Source organism: Ottowia caeni, assembly GCF_050821495.1.
In the GTDB taxonomy this organism is placed as follows: domain Bacteria; phylum Pseudomonadota; class Gammaproteobacteria; order Burkholderiales; family Burkholderiaceae_C; genus Ottowia; species Ottowia caeni.
In genome coordinates this window covers 3,306,458-3,324,448 of record NZ_CP151080.1, presented here as the reverse complement: position 1 = coordinate 3,324,448, position 17,991 = coordinate 3,306,458, and the positions used below count along the sequence as shown (strand labels likewise).

The window sequence follows — 17,991 nt, the reverse complement described above, 5'->3', positions numbered from 1 at the left end:
TGAGTGCCGCCCCTGAAGTGCCAGCGCTCGAAAAACCGAGCCAAGTGCAGACGCGACAAGTGAGACCGTCGCAGCAAGCGCTGGGGTCGAGCAGTCGTCTGAAACGCCGGCATCTGCTGCCGCCGCTCCGGCCGACGGCGAGTCCTTCGAGGTGGTTCCCGCCATGGGCGGTCGCAAGCTGCAGGAAACCATTCGCAAGTTACGCGAGGAGTGGAAAGCTGCCGATCAGGGGGGCGCTCCCAACCATGGGCTATGGAAGCGATTCGACCGCGCTTGTAACGAAGCCCATAAATTCGTTGAACAGTGGCTTACCACGGTACGGGCCGAGGCGGCTGCGCACAAGGCGGAGCGCCTGGCCCTGATCGAGCAGGTCAAGGCCTGGGGCGCCAAGCATGCAGGGGCCGGAGAAGGCGCAGACTGGAAAGCCATTAATCGCCAGTTGCATCAGTTTTCCGAGCGTTGGCGCAACGCCGGCCATTTGGCTGAGAAAGCTTTCGCAGAGCTGCAACCTCAGTGGAAAGAGGCTATTCACAAGGCAGCCGCGCCTCTTGAAGCGGCGCAAAAACTCAGTACCGAGCGTCGCCAAGCCATGATTGCTGAAGCGGAGGCTCTGGGCGCAGCACCCATGCTGCGGATCGATGCTGTCAAGGCGCTTCAGCAGCGCTGGCAGGCCGAAGCGCAAACGGTGCCGCTAGACCGCCGTTTTGAGCAAAAACTGTGGGACGCATTCCGCAAGCCGATCGACGAGGCATTCAATCGCAAGACGCAACAGCGCGAGCAGGCCACCGCCGCCATGAGCGCGCACGACAGAGCCGTTCTCGACGCCGCCAAGGCGCTTGAGGCAGCCAATGCCAGCGGCGATTCTCAGCGCATCCGCGCCGCGTTGGCGCAGCTGGAGGCCGCTACCCGTGGGGAGGCTGTGTCTGCTCCGCAAGCTACCCGCCAAGCGCAGAACCAGGCTACCGCCGAGTCGACTGAAACCCCGCCGAAAGCGTTGGAGGCCGCTCCTGAAGAGGGGCTGCAGCTGATGCAGGTGCTCCCGAGCAGGCCGATGCGCCTGCCGAAGAGGCAGCGCCAGCACCGGCAGCCCCTGCAAAGCCTGCCAAGCCTCTGGTGGCCATGCGCGGCGACGATCGCCCAGGGGCACGCAAAGTTGAGCCCGCAAGCGTGGGCCGAGGCGGCAAGTTCGGCGACCGCCGAGATGGTCGTCCCGGAGATCGGCGCGATGGCGGCAAGGGCAGTTTTGATCGCGATGGCCGCGGCGCCGGTGGATTTGGCGACAGGGGTGGCCGTTTTGGCGACCGTCCGGAGCGGGGCCCGCGCCTGGGAGATGCCGCGTTCCGTGCTCAGCGCGACGCGGTCGAACACGCCCAAGCCCAACTCAGAAAGCTTGCTGCGCAAGCGCATGGTGAAACCCTGACTCAGCTTTTGGGTGCCTGGGCTGCCCGTCAGCCGGAGCAATTGCCGAGTGCGCAGGAGTTGGGTAGAAGCGTCAGCGGTGGTGTTCGTAGCAATTGGGCCCAGGCTTTGCAGGCTCCGGCCAAAGGCGAGGCGACTGAGCCGCTGCTGCGTTTGGAAATGGCCGCCGAAGTTCCAACGCCAGCCGAACACCTGAACGCTCGCCGAGCCCTGCAACTGCAGTTGTTGACCCGGCGCAACGAGCCCGGTCCTTCCGAGACCTGGGCGGCCGATGCAGGTAAAGTGCTTGCTACTCCGCACGACGAAGCCACTGCACGGCGATTGCAAAATGCTCTGAAGGTGCTGATGCGCAAGTAAGGACACAGGGCGGGTTACAGCGCCCGCCCTTGCTTGTCTCTTTTTCGTCTCTCTTGCTGAGCGGCGATGATGGTGGTGACATCGTGCATGGTCACCGCCTCAACAACCCAGATTCGTTAGCTCTCCAGCATCAGTAGGCCAACTTCATCGCCGGCTGCAACGTTGCCCTGTTCGTGTTCCAGCACGATCAGGCCGTTGGCGTCCACCATGGAAGAGAGGATGCCGGAACCCTGGTTGCCAGTGATGCGGACCGTAAGGCGTCCGCCTGGGTGCTGGGTGACGATGCCGCGTTGATATTCCGTGCGGCCCGGTTTCTTGGAGATGGGGTGTTCGCAGGTGGCTCTGAGTAGCACTGTGGGCTGGGGGCGAGCGCCCATTAAGCGCAGCAGGGCAGGGCGCACGAATGCCAGAAACGTGACCATGGTGGCCACCGGGTTCCCGGGGAGACCGAATAACAGGGTGTCCTGCCGCTTGCATACAGCGCCTTCATGGGCGCTCTCTGGCTTCGCGATGCGTCCTACCGCCATGGGCCGCCCGGGTCGCATGGCAACGCGCCAAAAGACGACGTCGCCAAGCTTGTTCATGATTTTTCGCGTGTGATCGGCTTCTCCGACGCTGACTCCCCCGCTGGTAATAATCACGTCTGCCTGTGAGGCGGCTTGCGCGAGCGTGGCCTCAAGCAGGTTGGGCTTGTCGCCAACGACGCCCAGATCAATCACTTCGCAACCCAGGCGGGTGAGCATGCCCAGAACCGTGTATCGGTTGCTGTCGTACACCGAGCCCTCTTTCGGCGCTTCTCCTGGAGACAAGATCTCATCGCCTGTCGAAAAATAAGCCGCTCGTAAGCGCCGATAAACCGGCACTTGGGTGAGCCCCAGTCCGGCCAGAAGGCCCAGGGCAGCTGGGGCCAGGCGCTCGCCTTGAGCGAGTGCCTGCTGTCCGATCGTGAGATCTTCTCCGCGATGGCGTCGGTTGGCGCCACGCCTGAGCGTGTCGGCTGGTATGACCACGTGGTGGTCTTCCTGCTTGGTGTGCTCCTGAGGCACTACGGTGTCAAGCCCCGGGGGCATCACGGCGCCCGTCATGATTTTTACGCACTCGCCTTCACCCACCGCACCCTTCCATACCTTGCCGGCCAGTGCCGTCCCGACAATCCTTAGGCGCAGCGGCGTGCCGGGCTGAAGCTGGGCGCCGTCGAACGCAAAGCCGTCCATGGCAGAGTTGTCGTGCGGAGGTACGCTGATTGGCGAGATGATAGCCTCGGCCAGCACACGATCCAGGGCCGCAAGCAAAGGCACGCGCTCGACCTCCGAAACGGGTTCGACCATTTCCGCGAGAAATGCGCTCACCTGCTCAGCTTTCAAGCCTTCGGGGTCGAAGTCTTGCAGCTGGTCCACGATCTCAGCGAGGCTCTTCATAAGGTTTTGAACATGCTTTCAGTGCTGTGTAGCATTCACCCACCGATGTAGCTCATCTCCACCCGAGGACCGCGTGCTTGTTCCGACGAACTGGCGCGCAACTCGCTGTAGCGGTCTGCGCGGCCTTGCCAAATGGCAGCAATCGCTTCGTAGATCTCTTCATCGCTCGCGCCGTCACGAAGCAGTGTACGGAGATCGTACCCCCGGCTGGCAAACAGGCACAAATAGATACTTCCTTCGGTTGAGAGCCGGGCGCGGTTGCAGCTTCCGCAGAATGCATGCGTCACACTGCTGATCACGCCGATTTCGCCGAGGGAAGGGTCGTGTTGCCCGTCTGTGCCTACGTAGCCCCAGCGTTCGGCTGTCTCACCTAGTGTCGTCGGCTCAAGGGGCACTAGCTGAAAGGCCGATTGCAGCGTCTTGACCACCTCGGCAGAAGGCATGACCTCATCCATACGCCATCCGTTCGTGGCGCCAACGTCCATGTATTCGATGAATCGCAGCGTGATGCCCGTGCCACGAAAATGCCGTGCCATGGGCAGGATCTGCTGTTCGTTGGTGCCGCGCTTGACCACCATGTTGACCTTGATCGGCCCGAGCCCCGCTGCCTGCGCGGCGTCTATGCCTGCCAAGACGTCGGCCACCGGAAAATCGACATCGTTCATGCGGCGGAAGATGGCGTCGTCCAGTCCATCGAGGCTGACGGTAACGCGCCGCAAGCCTGCGTCCTTCAGCGCCTTTGCCTTGCGCGCCAGTAGAGAGCCGTTGGTAGTCAAGGTGATGTCGAGGGGCTGGCCCTCGGAGGTGCGCAAGGCAGAGAGTTGGGCAATCAGTGACTCGACGCCTTTGCGCAGGAGTGGTTCGCCTCCGGTCAGCCGCAGTTTCTGAACGCCGTGACCGACGAACAGCTTCGCCAGGCGCGTGATCTCTTCAAATGTGAGCAGGCTGGAGTGAGGCAGGTATTGGTGATTTTTATCGAACACCTCCTTGGGCATGCAGTAGCTGCAGCGAAAGTTGCAGCGGTCGGTCACACTGATGCGGAGGTCACGCAAGGGGCGCCCCCTCGTGTCTACCAGTGAACCGCCAGCCACTAGTGGCACAGGCCGTGCGGAGCGCGGCACGGTGTGCGACCGGCTGCGTTGGTCGACCAAAGGTATCACGCGTGTTGCCATATCAGTAAATTATCCCTGAGCCACCATGCACACATAGGATGCGAGGGCTTGATAGTAGTCCGCTGAAATAATGGAATCGCAACCCGCCTTGAATGTCCCTTGCAGTTCAGCAGACTATACGCAGCGCGCCCCGTCCACCTCGATGCATACACCGCTCACGAAGGCAGCTTCGTCGCTAGCCAGGTAGAGCGCGGCGTTCGCCACGTCAAGCGCCGTTGAGAAGCGTCCAAGCGGAATGGTGGCCAGGAACTTGGCGCGTCGCGCATCGTCCACTGGGCCTCCGGCAAACGCGGCCGACAGGCCCGTGTCGGGGTTGAACACCGGATTGATGCAGTTGACTCGAATATTGTCTGGTCCCAGCTCTGCGGCCATGGACTTTGAGGTCACGATGACGGCCGCCTTGCTGCCGTTGTACCAGGTGAGGCCGGGCCGGGGGCGAACGCCTGCCGTACTGGCGATGTTGATGAAGCTGCCGCCGCCGCTTTTTTCATGACCGGAACGGCATGAATCGCGCTCCAGTAGATGCTCTTCATGTTGACTGCGTAAACCTTGTCGAATTCAGCTTCGCTGACTTCGAGCATGGGGCGGTTGCGGTGCGTCCAGCCGGCGTTGTTGACCACGGCGTCGAGCTTGCCGTTGAGTTGTACGGCGTTCTCGATCAGCGCCGCCACCTGGGCACCCTGAGTCATATCGGCAGCAAAAAGTCAGCCCGCCCACCATGCGCGCGAATGTCCGCCGCCACCTTCTCGCCCAGGGCCTCATTGATGTCGTTGACAACGATGCTGGCACCCTCTTCAGCCAGCCGCCGTGCGATACCTTCGCCAATGCCGCCACCGGCGCCTGTCACGATGATGGATTTACCCGAAACGCGCATGGTGTGATCTCCTTTTGTATTGTCTTTTCAGCTGAATGCGAGACTTTTTCCAGGGACCCCCATGCTCCAGCTTGGTATCTGCAGCCTGTGCGGATTGGCCTTCAGGAAGAGCTCTCTCTGTATTTCGAGGGGTGCGCCATCGCCCTAAGCCTTTATGGCCACCGTCTTCAAGGTGGTAAAGCCATAGAGCGCCTCGAAACCTTTCTCGCGCCCGTAACCGGACGATTTGACGCCGCCAAACGGTAATTCCACCCCGCCGCCCGCCCCGTAGTTGTTGATGAACACCTGCCCGCTCCGAACGCGCCTGGCCATGCGTAGCTGCCGAGCCCCATTCTGTGTCCAGACGCCCGCCACAAGTCCGAAACGGGTGGCGTTGGCCAATTCCACGGCGTGATCTTCATCCTTGAAAGACATGGCCGAAAGCACCGGGCCAAACACTTCTTCCTGTGCCAGGCGGTGCATCACTGGTACATCTGCCAGCAAGACGGGTGCTTGGTAAAAGCCCGATTCCGGGGCTTCTTCCACGACCACACCCTGTGCCACCAAAGGAATGCCGGAGGCTTGCGCATCGCTCAGGAAGTCCCACACACGCTGCTGCTGCGTTTGGCGGATCAGGGGGCCCACATCCAAATCCATGGCCGCAGGGCCGACGCGAAGTGCCTCAAAGGCCTGACCCAGGCGGTCCAGAAGGCCTTCATAGATCGGCTGCTCAATCAACACGCGTGAGCCTGCCGAGCAGGTCTGACCGCCGTTTTGAACAATGGCATTGATGACTACTGGAATGGCTGCATCCAGGTCGGCGTCAGCAAAAATGATCTGCGGGCTCTTGCCGCCAAGCTCAAGCGTGACGGGGCAATGCCGCTCGGCGGCCACCTGCTGAATGATGGTCCCTACGCTTGGGCTGCCTGTAAAGCTGATGTGGTCGATGCCGGGGTGTCGGGCCAATGCGTCGCCCACCTCATGTCCGTACCCTGTAACGATGTTGATCGCGCCGCCGGGCAAGCCTGCTTCGGCTGCCAACTGCGCCACTCGGATCAGGCTAAGGCAGGCATCTTCAGATGGCTTGACTACGCAGCAGTTGCCCGCCGCCAGCGCGCCGCCCACGCTGCGGCCGAAAATCTGCATGGGGTAGTTCCATGGGATGATATGCCCCGTGACCCCATGCGGCTCGCGCCAGGTAAACACGCTGTAGCCCGGCTGGTAGGGCAGGGTCTCGCCATGGAGCTTGTCGCACGCGCCGGCATAGAACTCAAAATAGCGGGCCAGGGCTGCAGCATCTGCACGGGCCTGTTTGGTGGGCTTGCCGCAGTCGCGCTGTTCCAGCGCGGCCAGTTCTTCGGTGTGCTCAGAGATCTTGACCGAGAGCGCCATGAGAAGTCGGCCACGTTCAGCCGCTGACAAAGCGCTCCAGGGACCGTCGAAACATTCCCGCGCGGCGCGCACGGCTGCATCAATGTCTCTTTCGTTGCTGCGCTGGATTTCGTCGAAGGGTTGCCCGTCGGAAGGGTCGATCACCGGCAGGGTTCGGCCGGAAAGCGAGGCGATGGCGCTGTTGTCAATGAAGTTGAGCTGCATGAATCCATTGTGCAGGAGCATTGCAAGAAAGCCACTAGTGTCCTGAGTTGTAAGTTCGTTGAAGAAAAAAATCTGCCGAAATCGGTGTCAGGCAAGGAACAAAACGCAGTGATACCGAGTGGTATCGCGAGGCTTTGTGACGCAGCAAGGCGGCGATTGTCGGTGGATTTGTTCAACGAATTTGCAATTCAGGACACTAAAGTGCGGCGGTCGGTCGGCCCAGGCGGGTGGGGCCGGCGCGCTCTTCTATGGCCTCTTGCAGGTCATGGCGCAGGCCGAGCAGAAATGCCAGCTCAGCCGCTACGAACAGCGGGCCGATCACCAAACCAACGATGTCATCTACAAAGGCAGGCTTACGGCCCTCAAAAAGGTGGCCAATGAACTGAATGATCCAGCCGACTGTGAAAAGTCCACCCCCGATCCAGAGCCAGATGGCCGTTGCCTGATTGGCCGCAGAGACGGCCATCAACCACCCAAGGCCCAGGAAGGCGGCCATGAACATGCCTAGCGGTCTGTCCAGCCGGAGGTAATAAATTGCAGTGAGCACGCTGGCAATGAGTGCCACGGACAGCGGTACCGGACCGACCGTGAGCGTCGGCCGCGCCAGAAGCACCTGTACGGCAACGACAATCATCGGAATCCCCACGAAATGAGTGGCAATGTTCCGCCGCTCCCTGTGGTAGGCCGCGTAGTTGGCGAGTTGATCGACGATGGTTTTCATGTGGCGCCCGTGTTTAGAGCCTTTTGCAGCGCATCGTACGGCGTCAACGCATCACGTTCAAGAGGGGGATTCCCAGGGTCTGGCGCTTAAAAAGCGTTGCCACAAGCGCAGCCATGGCGCCCATTCGTGGCCGCCGGGAACCGCGAACACGCGCTCGGCTGGCAGTACTGCAGCCAGCAGGCGGTGGCTGAAAGAGAAACGGTCGCTTTCTCCATAGCCGATGTAGAGCGGAGGGCGCTCTGAAGGGCTGTCTGAATAGCCGCGCAGCCATTGCCACAAGGCTAAATCATGGCCATCTGCTTGCGGCATGTGACCATCCCAGGTGCTCAGTCCTCCGCGTTGCGCGATGGCGGCGGGCAGATCACGCCGGCCCAGGAATGGAGCCATGACAAAGAGACCATTGATCATGGAAGCGTGCTGATGCGCCAGCAGCAGAGATCCATAGCCACCCAGGGAAATCCCGGCCAGCCATACTCTCGCATATCCCTCGGCCCGCGCCGGAGCAATGACCTCTGCCATCAGGCGCTCCACGATCTGCTGTGCCGTGTAATAGCCTGTGTGGGCGTCCACAAGCTGCAAATCGATGGGTATACGCTGATCGCGAACGGCCTTCACGAAGCCCTGGTCGATGAAGTCCTGTGGCGTGTCGTAGGCGCCGGGTAGCAACACCAGCAGCGTGTCTGCGCGGCGGGCAGAGTCGGCGCGATCAAGGAAGCTATCCATTGGCGTTCTTAGGGGGCGGCGCTGCAGGGCGCAACCAGCCACCCAGAGCAGGGCCGGCAGCGATACCGCGAATCGGCGCCTTGATGGGCAATCAGACGGGCTTGCGGGCCCGGAATTCGGAGAATATGCCCAACTCGACATACCGATTTGCATCACTCAGTCCGGCAGCGTTCAGAGTGTCGAGAATGCTCTGTGGTGAGGCACAGGCTTCTATGCTGTCCCAGTAGTATCTCCAGATGCGTGGGGTATGCGTACCGGAGCCGCTCAATCTGGCTGCAAGGGGAACCCAGCCACGCATGTAAGCTTTCAGGATCGCGGAGCCAATCCTGCTTTCGGGTTTGGTGATTTCCAGCACGCACAAGCGCCCACCTGGCTTGAGCACGCGGTGGAATTCACGGAATGCTGCACTGAGGTCGCTGATGTGGCGCAGTGCATAGCCCATACTGATGAAATCGGCACTGGCATCTGGCAGCGGGATGCTCTCGGCCTTGCCCTCGACCAGCTTGACTTTCGCAGCCAGCGGGCTTGCACCCATCATGGCTGGGCTGGGGTCTACGCCAGTCAACAGGTCTGGACTACCAATGATGTGAATGGCCTGCGCGGCGACGAGCCCAGTGCCGAAGCCGACATCAACGACTTGCATTCCCTTCTGTAAACCTGCCCGTTCCAGCGCACGGCGTCTGTACCAGGGACCACTCCCCAGGGCCAGTGTGCGCTCCACCCGATCGTAGTCCGCTGCAGTGCTGTCAAAAATCTCGCGCAGGAAGCCTGCACGCTCATCCTCGGAGCTGTAATACGCTTTGAGCGGTTGGTGCGGGGCACGCACCGGATTCGGGCTGGCAGGATTCTTTGAAGCGCTCATGTAATGCTCACCGGCTGTGTAGATCTTCGGAGGCAGCGCCCGAGAACGTCTTCACGTTCTCGGGCGCTGGCTTTTGTTGCGATTGTCACAGACAAGGGGAAGACTATGCGTGCCTCATCCTGCCTTTTTCATTTTTGATTGGCCGGCGCGACCACCACGGCGGGTGTCGGGGTCTGCGGGGCGACGGCCGCTTCTCCGCCATGCACCTTCACGACCAGCGGCACGATCAGCAGCGCCACAATGTTGATGATCTTGATCAGCGGGTTGACGGCCGGCCCAGCCGTGTCCTTGTAGGGGTCGCCGACGGTATCGCCCGTGACCGCTGCTTTGTGCGCTTCAGAGCCCTTGCCGCCAAAGTTGCCGTCTTCGATGTATTTCTTGGCGTTATCCCAGGCACCGCCTCCGGTGCACATGGAAATGGCTACGAACAGGCCGGTCACGATGGTGCCCATCAGCAGGCCGCCCAAGGCCTTCGGTCCGAGGATCAGGCCGACCAAAATAGGCACGACCACCGGCAGCAGGCTCGGAATCACCATTTCCTTGATGGCTGCGGTGGTGAGCATGTCCACGGCCTTGCCATACTCGGGCTTGCCGGTGCCGTCCATGATGCCCTTGATGGTGCTGAACTGGCGGCGCACTTCCACCACCACGCTGCCGGCAGCGCGACCCACAGCCTCCATCGCCATGGCGCCGAACAGGTAGGGAATCATGCCGCCAATGAACAGGCCGACGATGACCATCGGGTCGCTCAGGTTGAAACTGATATCCTGGCCCAAACCTTCGAGCTTGTGCGTGTAATCGGCGAACAGCACCAGTGCTGCCAGGCCCGCAGAACCAATGGCATAGCCCTTTGTGACGGCCTTGGTTGTGTTGCCCACGGCGTCCAGGGGGTCGGTGATGTCCCGCACGCTGGCGGGCATTTCGCTCATTTCGGCAATGCCGCCTGCGTTGTCGGTGATGGGGCCGTAGGCGTCCAGAGCCACCACGATGCCGGCCATGCTCAGCATGGAAGTAGCCGCGATCGCAATGCCGTAAAGCCCTGCCAGTGAATAGGAGGCAATGATGGCCAGGCACACCAGCAGTACAGGCCATGCCGTGGAACGCATGGACACGCCCAGGCCGGCGATGATGTTGGTGCCGTGGCCGGTGGTGCTGGCCTGCGCGATGTGGCGCACGGGTGCGTACTGTGTGCCGGTATAGAACTCCGTAATCCAGACCAGCCCGCCGGTCAAGATCAGGCCCACAGCGCAGGCACCAAACAAGCGTATCTGCGTACCGCTGGCGGAAATGGCGTTGTCAGGCATCAGCCACAAGGTCACGCCGTAGAAGGCAATCAACGAGAGCACGCCGGCAATCGCCAGGCCCTTGTAGAGCGCTGGCATCACGTTCTTCATGCCAGGCGAAGCCTTGACGAAAAAGCATCCGATGATCGAGGCAATGATCGATACGCCCCCCAGACCCAATGGGTACAGCACGGCGTTAACCGGAGCGTTAGTCACCATCAGCCCACCCAGAACCATGGTGGCGATCAGTGTCACGGCGTAGGTCTCGAAAAGGTCGGCCGCCATGCCGGCGCAGTCGCCCACGTTGTCGCCCACGTTGTCGGCGATCACGGCAGGGTTGCGCGGGTCATCCTCAGGAATGCCGGCTTCCACTTTGCCTACCAGATCGGCGCCCACGTCCGCCCCTTTGGTGAAAATGCCGCCGCCAAGCCTGGCGAAGATGGAGATCAGGGACGAGCCGAAGGCAAAACCGATCAGCGGGTTGAGTTGATCAGGTTTGGCCGCAGTTCCCCCCAGGAACCAGTAAAAGCCGGTCACCCCCAGCAGGCCTAGGCCAACCACGAGCATGCCGGTGATGGCGCCGCCGCGAAAGGCGACATCCAAAGCAGGGCCGATGCCCTTGGTGGCCGCCTGCGCCGTGCGTACGTTGGCGCGCACCGAAACGTTCATGCCAATGAAGCCGCACGCACCCGAGAGCACGGCGCCCACCACGAAGCCGATGGCGGTGGTGAGGTCAAGGAAGATGCCGATGAGTATGGCAAGCGCCACGCCCACAATGGCAATGGTCTTGTACTGCCGGGCAAGATAGGCCGCCGCCCCTGCCTGGATCGCCGCGGCGATCTCTTGCATGCGGGCATTTCCTGCGTCTTGAGAAAGGATCCAGCCGCGGGCCCAGAAGCCATAGGCCACTGCTACGAGTCCGCAGACAAGCGCCAGGATCAGCGCTGCATTTCCGTTCATTGTTGATGTCTCCTCAAAAGCTGTTTCGCTCAGGAGACACCACCAACTTGCTTGCAACGCAAGTGGTATCTCCCACCGCGTTGCTTCCTCGCTCCGAACCTGCTGGTAACGATTGGCCAACCACCCTAATTTAGCGTGAAAACGTGACACTTCCTCCGGATGCAAGCCACACGAAAGTAAAATCAGGGTTAATCCTGACGCATTTTCACTACTAAACCGAAATCCATATGTCTCTCGACCACGTGACCCCCGGCGACAAGGCGCCCGACGAATTCAACGTCGTCATCGAAATCCCGATGAACGCAGACCCCATCAAGTATGAGGTCGACAAAGACACCGGCGCCATCTTCGTGGACCGCTTCATGAGCACGTCCATGCACTACCCCACCAACTACGGCTATGTGCCCAAGACCCTGGCCGGCGACGGCGATCCGGTCGACGTGCTGGTGATTACCCCAGTGCCTCTAATCCCCGGCGTGGTCGTTACCTGCCGCCCGATCGGCATCCTCATGATGGAAGACGAGGCAGGGCAAGACGGCAAGGTGCTGGCAGTTCCTACCGACAAGATTCTCTCCATCTACACCCAGTGGCAAAAGCCTGAAGACCTGAATCCGATGCGCTTGAAGACCATTGCCCACTTCTTTGAGCATTACAAGGATCTGGAGCAGGGTAAGTGGGTCAAGGTGCTGGGCTGGGAAGGCCCGGAAGCTGCACGCAAGGAAATTTCCGACGGCATGGCCAGCTATAACAAGGCGGCAGCCTGAGTTTCTTTGGTGTGTATTGAGCGGGCTGTGCTTTATGCTGGCGGTGAGTAACGGACAGTGGTTCCGCCGCTCGGCATAATCGCGCCGTGCCTCTCCAAGACCCCGTCATTCACCGCCATTCACCGCTGCCTGCTGCAGTGATCGCGGGTGCCGTGGCACTGATCGAAGCGGCCGGCCCGCTAGACGATCAGGCCGAGCTGCGGCAAGCACACCGGACCCAGCCCACCCGAGTCGCCCAATTCCTGGAGCGGGCGTGGTTGCTTGGCGACCGCTTGGGCATGCTGGCCGAGTGGGCGCGTTGGCGCCAGGTGGGATTTGTCGTGGTGATGGCGTTGGCTGCACTGGTGGCCATTTCTGCGCTGGGCACGGCCCGGGCCGTGGTGGGTCAGGCACCCACCATTAACGCGGTGGCTGCCTTTGTCACGCTACTCGGCCTGCATGCCCTGACGCTCGGGTTGTGGTTTTTGAGCATGCTCTGGCCCCGCGCGCTCGCCGGCCTATCGCTGGGCAGGCTCGCTTTGGGGCTCACCGCTCGCCTGGGCGCCAGCCGGCTCTGGGGTACCCATGCGCCGCAGTCCTTAACCACCTCGCACAAACTTCCGGCGCTTGGTTCGCATTCGTTCGTCATGCAGCAGGCTTTGAACCGCCTTTTGCAGAAGAATCGGCTGTTGCCCTGGGTGTTCGGCACGATCAGTCACACCATCTGGGCGCTGGCATTCGTCTTGATTCTGGCGGTGCTTGCCTTCGGTTTCGCGTTTCATACCTATCGGCTAAGCTGGGAAACGACCATCCTGAGCGTTGATTTTTTCCAGAGCTTCGTCCAGATCACGGGTTGGTTGCCTTCGCTGCTCGGCTTTCCCGTACCTGATGCAGCTTCCGTGCAAAGCGCCGGAATGGGGGCTTGCAAAGTTCGGAGGCTGCTGCTTCCCAGCGAGAGTGGGCTTGGTGGCTCATGGGCTGTGTGTTCACCTTTGGCTTGTTGCCGCGCGTGGTCTTCATGCTCCTGAGCTATGCGCGCTGGCGCAGCGGCGTTGCTCGCCTGCCGATGCTCGACACGGCCGACCCCTATGTCCGCGCTGTGTTCATGCGTCTGGATGCGCTGGATCCGCCCGTGGTCACTGATCCTGAGCGTAGACCGGCTAATGCAGCAGGCCCTCGGGTGTTGCCTGCTGGGCCCGCGATTCCTGGCACACGGGCGATCATCGGCTTCGAGCTGCCCCCTGAGGTGCCGTGGCCGCTACCGGGCCAACCTGAGGGTTTTGAGGGTAAGAACGTGCTGGAGCAGCGCATTGCAGGCGCTTCCACCGAGCGGCAGGCGGTGGAAGCGGCGCTTGCGCAAGTGAGGCCCTGGACGCTGGTCATCGTCGTTTATGCTGCTTCCAGCCCAGACCGCGGTACCGCACGGTTTTTTCGTGAAATCATGCCATTGGCGCCCCAATGTCACCTGCTGCTGGTGAATGCTGATGGCAGCGCCGTTGCTTTGGAAGACACTGAGGGCACGCGCCGCTGGGCTGACTGGCTGGCGGCAGAATCGCTGGCTGCATTAGAGTTGGTCGATTCCTTCGTGCCTCCCCAAGAAAATGTCTGAACCCATCCGCATCGCAGTCGTCGGACACACCAATGCCGGCAAGACCTCGCTTTTGCGAACGCTCACCCGTCAGGTTGATTTTGGCGAGGTGTCGGATCGGCCTGGCACTACACGGCATGCAGAGGCCATTGATCTAAAAGTAAATGGGGCTTCAGCGGTCAGATTTACCGACACGCCTGGTCTGGAAGACTCGGTGGCTTTGCTGGAGTACCTGGGCAGGTTGTCGGGTGAATCGCGGCCCGAGCGCGTGCGCGCCTTCTTGGCCGGGCCCGAGTCCCGGGAAGCGTTCGAGCAAGAGGCCAAAGTGTTGCGCACCTTGCTGGAGCAGGCAGATGCGGCCATGCTGGTGATCGACACACGCGAACCAGTGTTGCCAAAGTATCGGGCGGAGATCGAGATCTTGACCTGGTGTGCCAAGCCGGTGATGCCGGTGCTCAACTTTGTGCGCGCACCGAACAGCCGGCGAGAGCAATGGCGGCAAGTGTTGCTAGAGAGCAATTTGCACGCACAGGCCGAGTTCGATGCCGTGGCGCCCTTCATCGGCGCCGAGCAGCGCCTTTATGGCGATCTGGCCACGCTCCTGCATGGCAAGCGCCAGCAACTGGCCGAGGTGGTTGAGTATTTGGCCCTTGAGGTCGTCGATCGCCGCCGCGCGGCCTGTCGTGTGGTGGCCAGCGGACTCATTGACGTCGCGGCCATGCGGCGGCACATCAGCGCGGAGGACTTCGCCATGGAGCTGCGTCGTGCTGAGTTTGTGCGCGCGCTGCATGATGATGTAGGTGCCCACGCTCGCCGAACAGTCGATGACCTCCTGCAGGTCTTCGCCTTTCGCAGGGGTGACGCTGAGGTTGCGCGCCTGCCGCAGATGGCTGAGCGTTGGGAAGACGATCTGTTCAACCCGGAGATTTTGCGCGAGGCTAGCAAGCGGCTGGGCCTGGGCGCCATGATCGGTGCCGGCATTGGCGTGGTGGCCGATGTGGCGCTTGCGGGCTTGTCCCTGGGTGCGGCCACCACGTTGGGTGCCGCCATCGGCGGTGCGCTCAGCGGCGGCTGGAAGCCACTTTGGCGAAAGCTCGAAAACCGTTTCAGCGGGGTGCAGGAACTCACCGTGGAGGACGCCGTGCTGCTATTGTTGGCCGATCGCATGCTGCAGCTGGTAGTTGCGCTGGAGCAGCGTGGCCACGCCGCCATGGATAAGCTGCGCCTCGCGCCGGGCCAGTCGAGTGGCCTGGGCGCGGGACTACGAGAGCTTGTGCGTGCGATCAGACCCGCGCGCGGCCACCCCGAGTGGGAGCGCGCTACAGAAAATATGGCAGGGCAGCGTGCCAGTGACAATCGCCAGGAGACCGTGGAAGAAGCGGCACGCAGGTTGGAACAGCTGATGTCGACCTATCTCTCAGACGAAAAATTTTCGGATTCCAGGGCTTTGCCCGCTTGACAGCTGTTACCTGCACGTAAATCATGGGGATACGCGCGGGTATGGGGCGGCCACTATCCAGGTTGCGCCTCTCCGGTGTCTGGTTTGCAACACGCTGGGAGTTCCGCATGAGAAAAATCGTCACGCTTCTTGTAGTCAGCCTGTTCAACGTGGGCGCGTGGGCTTCGTGCTACACAGTCCTGGGTCCGAAGGGCGAGGTGCTGTCCGAGTCCACCAACCCGCCAGTCGACATGTCGCTTCCCCTGCATCAATCGGTGCCGGATCGTTTCGGGCCGGGCGCCGTCTTGGTGTTCGGGATCGCAGATGGTAACTGCGGATCGACGGTTGATCGGTATGACAAGCTGCTCGGGACCAAGGCAGGGCAGGCTGGCAATGCCCTGGTTCCAGTAAGTGCAAGCTCCCGGCCCGCGCGGCGTGACCGCGAATAGGGCAGTGCAGAGGGGCGGCTTAAGAGCCTGAGGTGATCTTAAGCGGGCGCTTGGCTCAACTTGGCAATCAGCGCGCTTTCCGCCGGGCCCGACATGGGAATCAAAACCCGTAGCGGATTGCCTGCGGCCACCTCGATAGACTCGCCGTCGAGATTCTTCATGGTCTCCAGCTTTACGGTGCGGTTGCCGCTGGGGTGGATGATCTCGATCCAGTCGCCCACGGCGAAGCGGTTTTTCGTTTCCACTTCCGCCCAGCCGTCTGCCACGCGCTTGACTTCGCCCACATACTGGCTGCGCTGGGTCACAGAATGGCCGGTTTCATAGTTCTGGTAGTCGTTTGCCGGGCGACGCTCCAGAAAGCCACTGGTGTAGCCACGGTTGGCCAAGCCTTCGAGTTCGGTGATCAGATTCGGGTTGAACGGGCGTCCTGCCACCGCGTCGTCAATGGCACGGCGGTACACCTGCGCGGTGCGGGCTACGTAGTAGAGGCTCTTGGTACGGCCTTCGATCTTGAGGGAGTCGACCCCGATCTTGGTTAGTTTTTCCACCAACTCGACAGCGCGGAGATCCTTGCTGTTCATGATGTAGGTGCCGTGCTCGTCTTCCATGATCGGCATATGCTGGCCGGGGCGGCCCTCTTCCTCGATCAGGAAAACCTTGTCTGCAGAGGGTGGCGCTGCCCGTTTCCGCAGCTGGAAAATGCATTTTCCTCGGCCTCTTGCTGGGCTGCAGCAAAGTTGAAGCCTTGCAGGCCTTCGGTCTGTGCCATGGCCTCGCCTGTATTGGGGTCGACGTCGGCATCATGGGTTTTGTAATTCCAGCGGCAAGCGTTGGTGCAGGTTCCCTGGTTCGGGTCGCGCCGGTTGAAGTAACCCGAGAGCAGGCAGCGGCCAGAGTAGGCGATGCACAGCGCGCCATGCACAAACACCTCCAGCTCCATATCGGGGCACTCCTGGCGTATGGCGGCCACTTCGTCCAGGCTGAGTTCGCGTGAGAGGATGATCCGCGCCACGCCCATCTTCTGCCAGAACTTGACCGCAGCCCAGTTGGTGGTGTTGGCCTGAACGGACAGGTGAACCGGAATGTGCGGCCATTTTTCCCGCACCATCATGATCAGGCCGGCGTCGGCCATGATCAGTGCATCGGGATTCAATTGCACCACGGGCTCAAGGTCGCGCAGATACGTGCGTACTTTGTCATTGTGCGCCAGCAGGTTGCTGGTGACGAAAAACTTCTTGCCGCGTGCGTGCGCTTCGGTAATGCCGGTGGCAATTTGTTCCAGACGGAACTCGTTATTGCGGGCGCGCAGGCTGTAGCGGGGCTGGCCTGCGTAGACCGCGTCTGCGCCGAAATCGTAGGCGGCGCGCATTTTGTCAAGGCTGCCAGCAGGCAGTAGTAATTCGGGGGCTCGGAGCGTCATAGTGCGTATTGTCCGTGTTCTGGCCCATCTTCGCCAACTGCCCTAGTTCTCCCTCGGCGTCGATTGGCTTACGATGGGCTTTCTTTGTGAATGGTTTTTACCGAAAGGAATGTCATGAGAATCTCGCGAATTGCGACGAGAGGCCATCTGACTGTGGGGGCCTTCTCGATGCTTCTGGCTGCCAGTGGTGCTGCCCAGGCGCAGACCACCATGAAGCCTGGCCTCTGGGAGACACGAGTCATCCAGATGACCGTGGACGGCAAGGACATGGCGGCACAAATGAACGCGGCCCAGGAGCAAATGCGCCAAGCGCTGGCCAGCATGCCTCCCGAGCAGCGCAAGAAAATGGAGTCCATGTTTTCGTCGCAGGGTGCGGGCGGCATGACGCATCGGATCTGCATTAGCCCTGAAATGGCCTCCCGAGACAGTGCGGTAGTGCCTCGGCAGCAGCGCGCCGAATGCGGCGATCCCAAAATCACCAAGAGTGGCAACCGGAGCAGCTTTGAAGTCATGTGCAAGCACGCCGACGGCAGCCAGACGGTCTCCAAAGGGGAAACCCAGTTTGCTGGAGATCAAATGAATACGAAAGTCGAGACCGTAAGCACGGAAAAGGGTGGAGCCCGCCGCACCTCGAAGACCGAAACACAAATGAAATTTCTGAGCAGTGATTGTGGTTCGGTCAAGCCCGTAGAGCAGATGATGGAAGATCTTAAATCTCAGAAGGGCGCTGCGCCAGGCAGGAAATAGCTCAAAACGCTGCAACCGCGGTTTGCGGCAGCGCTGGTTTAAGCCCCGTGGGTTGGCGCTCAGCGCCAACTTACGGGGGCATAGGACACCGGTAGACTTCCGAACTTGCCGGTCAACTGAACCCTATGCCGCGAGTCGCGCAAGAGGGGCCTTTACTATTGTGGTTGTGACGCCTATGCGCAGGCATGGATAGGTGCATGGTCTGTGCAGATTCGGCACTCCCTGACACAATCAAGGTTTAC

Annotated in this window: 13 protein-coding genes and 3 pseudogenes; 7 read left to right on the top strand and 9 right to left on the bottom strand. The window is 61.2% G+C overall.

All coding sequences use genetic code 11. The features are described from left to right. Positions 1-125: 125 nt before the first annotated feature. A pseudogene (locus AAAK34_RS15650) lies at positions 126-1,776 on the top strand (DUF349 domain-containing protein); the annotation flags it as partial. 116 nt (positions 1,777-1,892) lie between these two features. Here the strand turns inward: AAAK34_RS15650 and moeA are convergent. From moeA to AAAK34_RS15610, 8 genes and pseudogenes are all read right to left on the bottom strand, one after another. Next, on the bottom strand, positions 1,893-3,194 hold the full coding sequence (moeA, locus tag AAAK34_RS15645) for a molybdopterin molybdotransferase MoeA (protein ID WP_231694401.1): 1,302 nt from the start codon (positions 3,192-3,194) through the stop codon (positions 1,893-1,895). Positions 3,195-3,229: 35 nt separating this feature from the next. After that, a complete protein-coding gene (gene moaA / locus AAAK34_RS15640; protein ID WP_231694402.1) occupies positions 3,230-4,366 on the bottom strand; it encodes a GTP 3',8-cyclase MoaA in 1,137 nt (378 codons plus the stop codon). Positions 4,367-4,480: 114 nt separating this feature from the next. Further along, positions 4,481-5,240 (bottom strand): annotated as a pseudogene (locus tag AAAK34_RS15635) (SDR family oxidoreductase). Positions 5,241-5,384: 144 nt separating this feature from the next. After that, positions 5,385-6,815 carry an aldehyde dehydrogenase family protein gene (locus AAAK34_RS15630; RefSeq protein ID WP_231694528.1) on the bottom strand — a complete coding sequence of 477 codons (1,431 nt, stop codon included), beginning with the start codon at positions 6,813-6,815 and terminating at the stop codon, positions 5,385-5,387. A 196-nt stretch (positions 6,816-7,011) separates the two neighbouring features. After that, a complete protein-coding gene (locus tag AAAK34_RS15625) occupies positions 7,012-7,536 on the bottom strand; it encodes an Mpo1-like protein (protein ID WP_231694404.1) in 525 nt (174 codons plus the stop codon). Between the two features lie 57 nt (positions 7,537-7,593). Continuing rightward, complete coding sequence (locus tag AAAK34_RS15620; protein ID WP_231694405.1) at positions 7,594-8,259, bottom strand: alpha/beta hydrolase; 666 nt, start codon at positions 8,257-8,259, stop codon at positions 7,594-7,596. Between the two features lie 91 nt (positions 8,260-8,350). Further along, positions 8,351-9,121 (bottom strand): class I SAM-dependent methyltransferase, encoded by a 771-nt coding sequence (locus tag AAAK34_RS15615; protein WP_231694406.1) that lies wholly within the window; start codon positions 9,119-9,121, stop codon positions 8,351-8,353. Positions 9,122-9,249: 128 nt separating this feature from the next. After that, the gene (locus tag AAAK34_RS15610) at positions 9,250-11,364 is read right to left on the bottom strand and encodes a sodium-translocating pyrophosphatase (protein WP_231694407.1); all 2,115 of its coding nucleotides are present in this window, start codon (positions 11,362-11,364) and stop codon (positions 9,250-9,252) included. 227 nt (positions 11,365-11,591) lie between these two features. On the opposite strand from AAAK34_RS15610, the gene ppa reads away from it, so the two are divergent. The 5 genes from ppa (at position 11,592) to AAAK34_RS15585 (ending at position 15,582) form a co-directional block, all read left to right on the top strand. Next, a complete protein-coding gene (ppa, locus tag AAAK34_RS15605) occupies positions 11,592-12,128 on the top strand; it encodes an inorganic diphosphatase (protein ID WP_231694408.1) in 537 nt (178 codons plus the stop codon). 86 nt (positions 12,129-12,214) lie between these two features. Beyond that, positions 12,215-13,135 (top strand): DUF2868 domain-containing protein, encoded by a 921-nt coding sequence (locus AAAK34_RS15600; RefSeq protein WP_431777463.1) that lies wholly within the window; start codon positions 12,215-12,217, stop codon positions 13,133-13,135. Then, positions 13,081-13,716 carry a DUF2868 domain-containing protein gene (locus tag AAAK34_RS15595; protein ID WP_431777462.1) on the top strand — a complete coding sequence of 212 codons (636 nt, stop codon included), beginning with the start codon at positions 13,081-13,083 and terminating at the stop codon, positions 13,714-13,716. The genes AAAK34_RS15600 and AAAK34_RS15595 overlap by 55 nt, the downstream gene beginning before the upstream one ends. After that, the gene (locus AAAK34_RS15590) at positions 13,709-15,154 is read left to right on the top strand and encodes a GTPase/DUF3482 domain-containing protein (protein ID WP_231694410.1); all 1,446 of its coding nucleotides are present in this window, start codon (positions 13,709-13,711) and stop codon (positions 15,152-15,154) included. Before AAAK34_RS15595 ends, AAAK34_RS15590 begins: the two co-directional genes overlap by 8 nt. 107 nt (positions 15,155-15,261) lie before the next feature. Continuing rightward, positions 15,262-15,582, top strand: coding sequence for a hypothetical protein (locus AAAK34_RS15585; protein ID WP_231694411.1), 321 nt, complete (start codon positions 15,262-15,264; stop codon positions 15,580-15,582). A 38-nt stretch (positions 15,583-15,620) separates the two neighbouring features. Here AAAK34_RS15585 and yegQ read toward each other — a convergent pair. Beyond that, positions 15,621-17,002 (bottom strand): annotated as a pseudogene (yegQ, locus tag AAAK34_RS15580) (tRNA 5-hydroxyuridine modification protein YegQ). A gap of 114 nt (positions 17,003-17,116) precedes the next feature. Here yegQ and AAAK34_RS15575 point away from each other — a divergent pair. Further along, positions 17,117-17,749, top strand: a complete 633-nt coding sequence (locus tag AAAK34_RS15575) for a DUF3617 family protein (protein WP_431777461.1) — start codon at positions 17,117-17,119, stop codon at positions 17,747-17,749. The last annotated feature ends 242 nt before the right edge of the window (positions 17,750-17,991 follow it).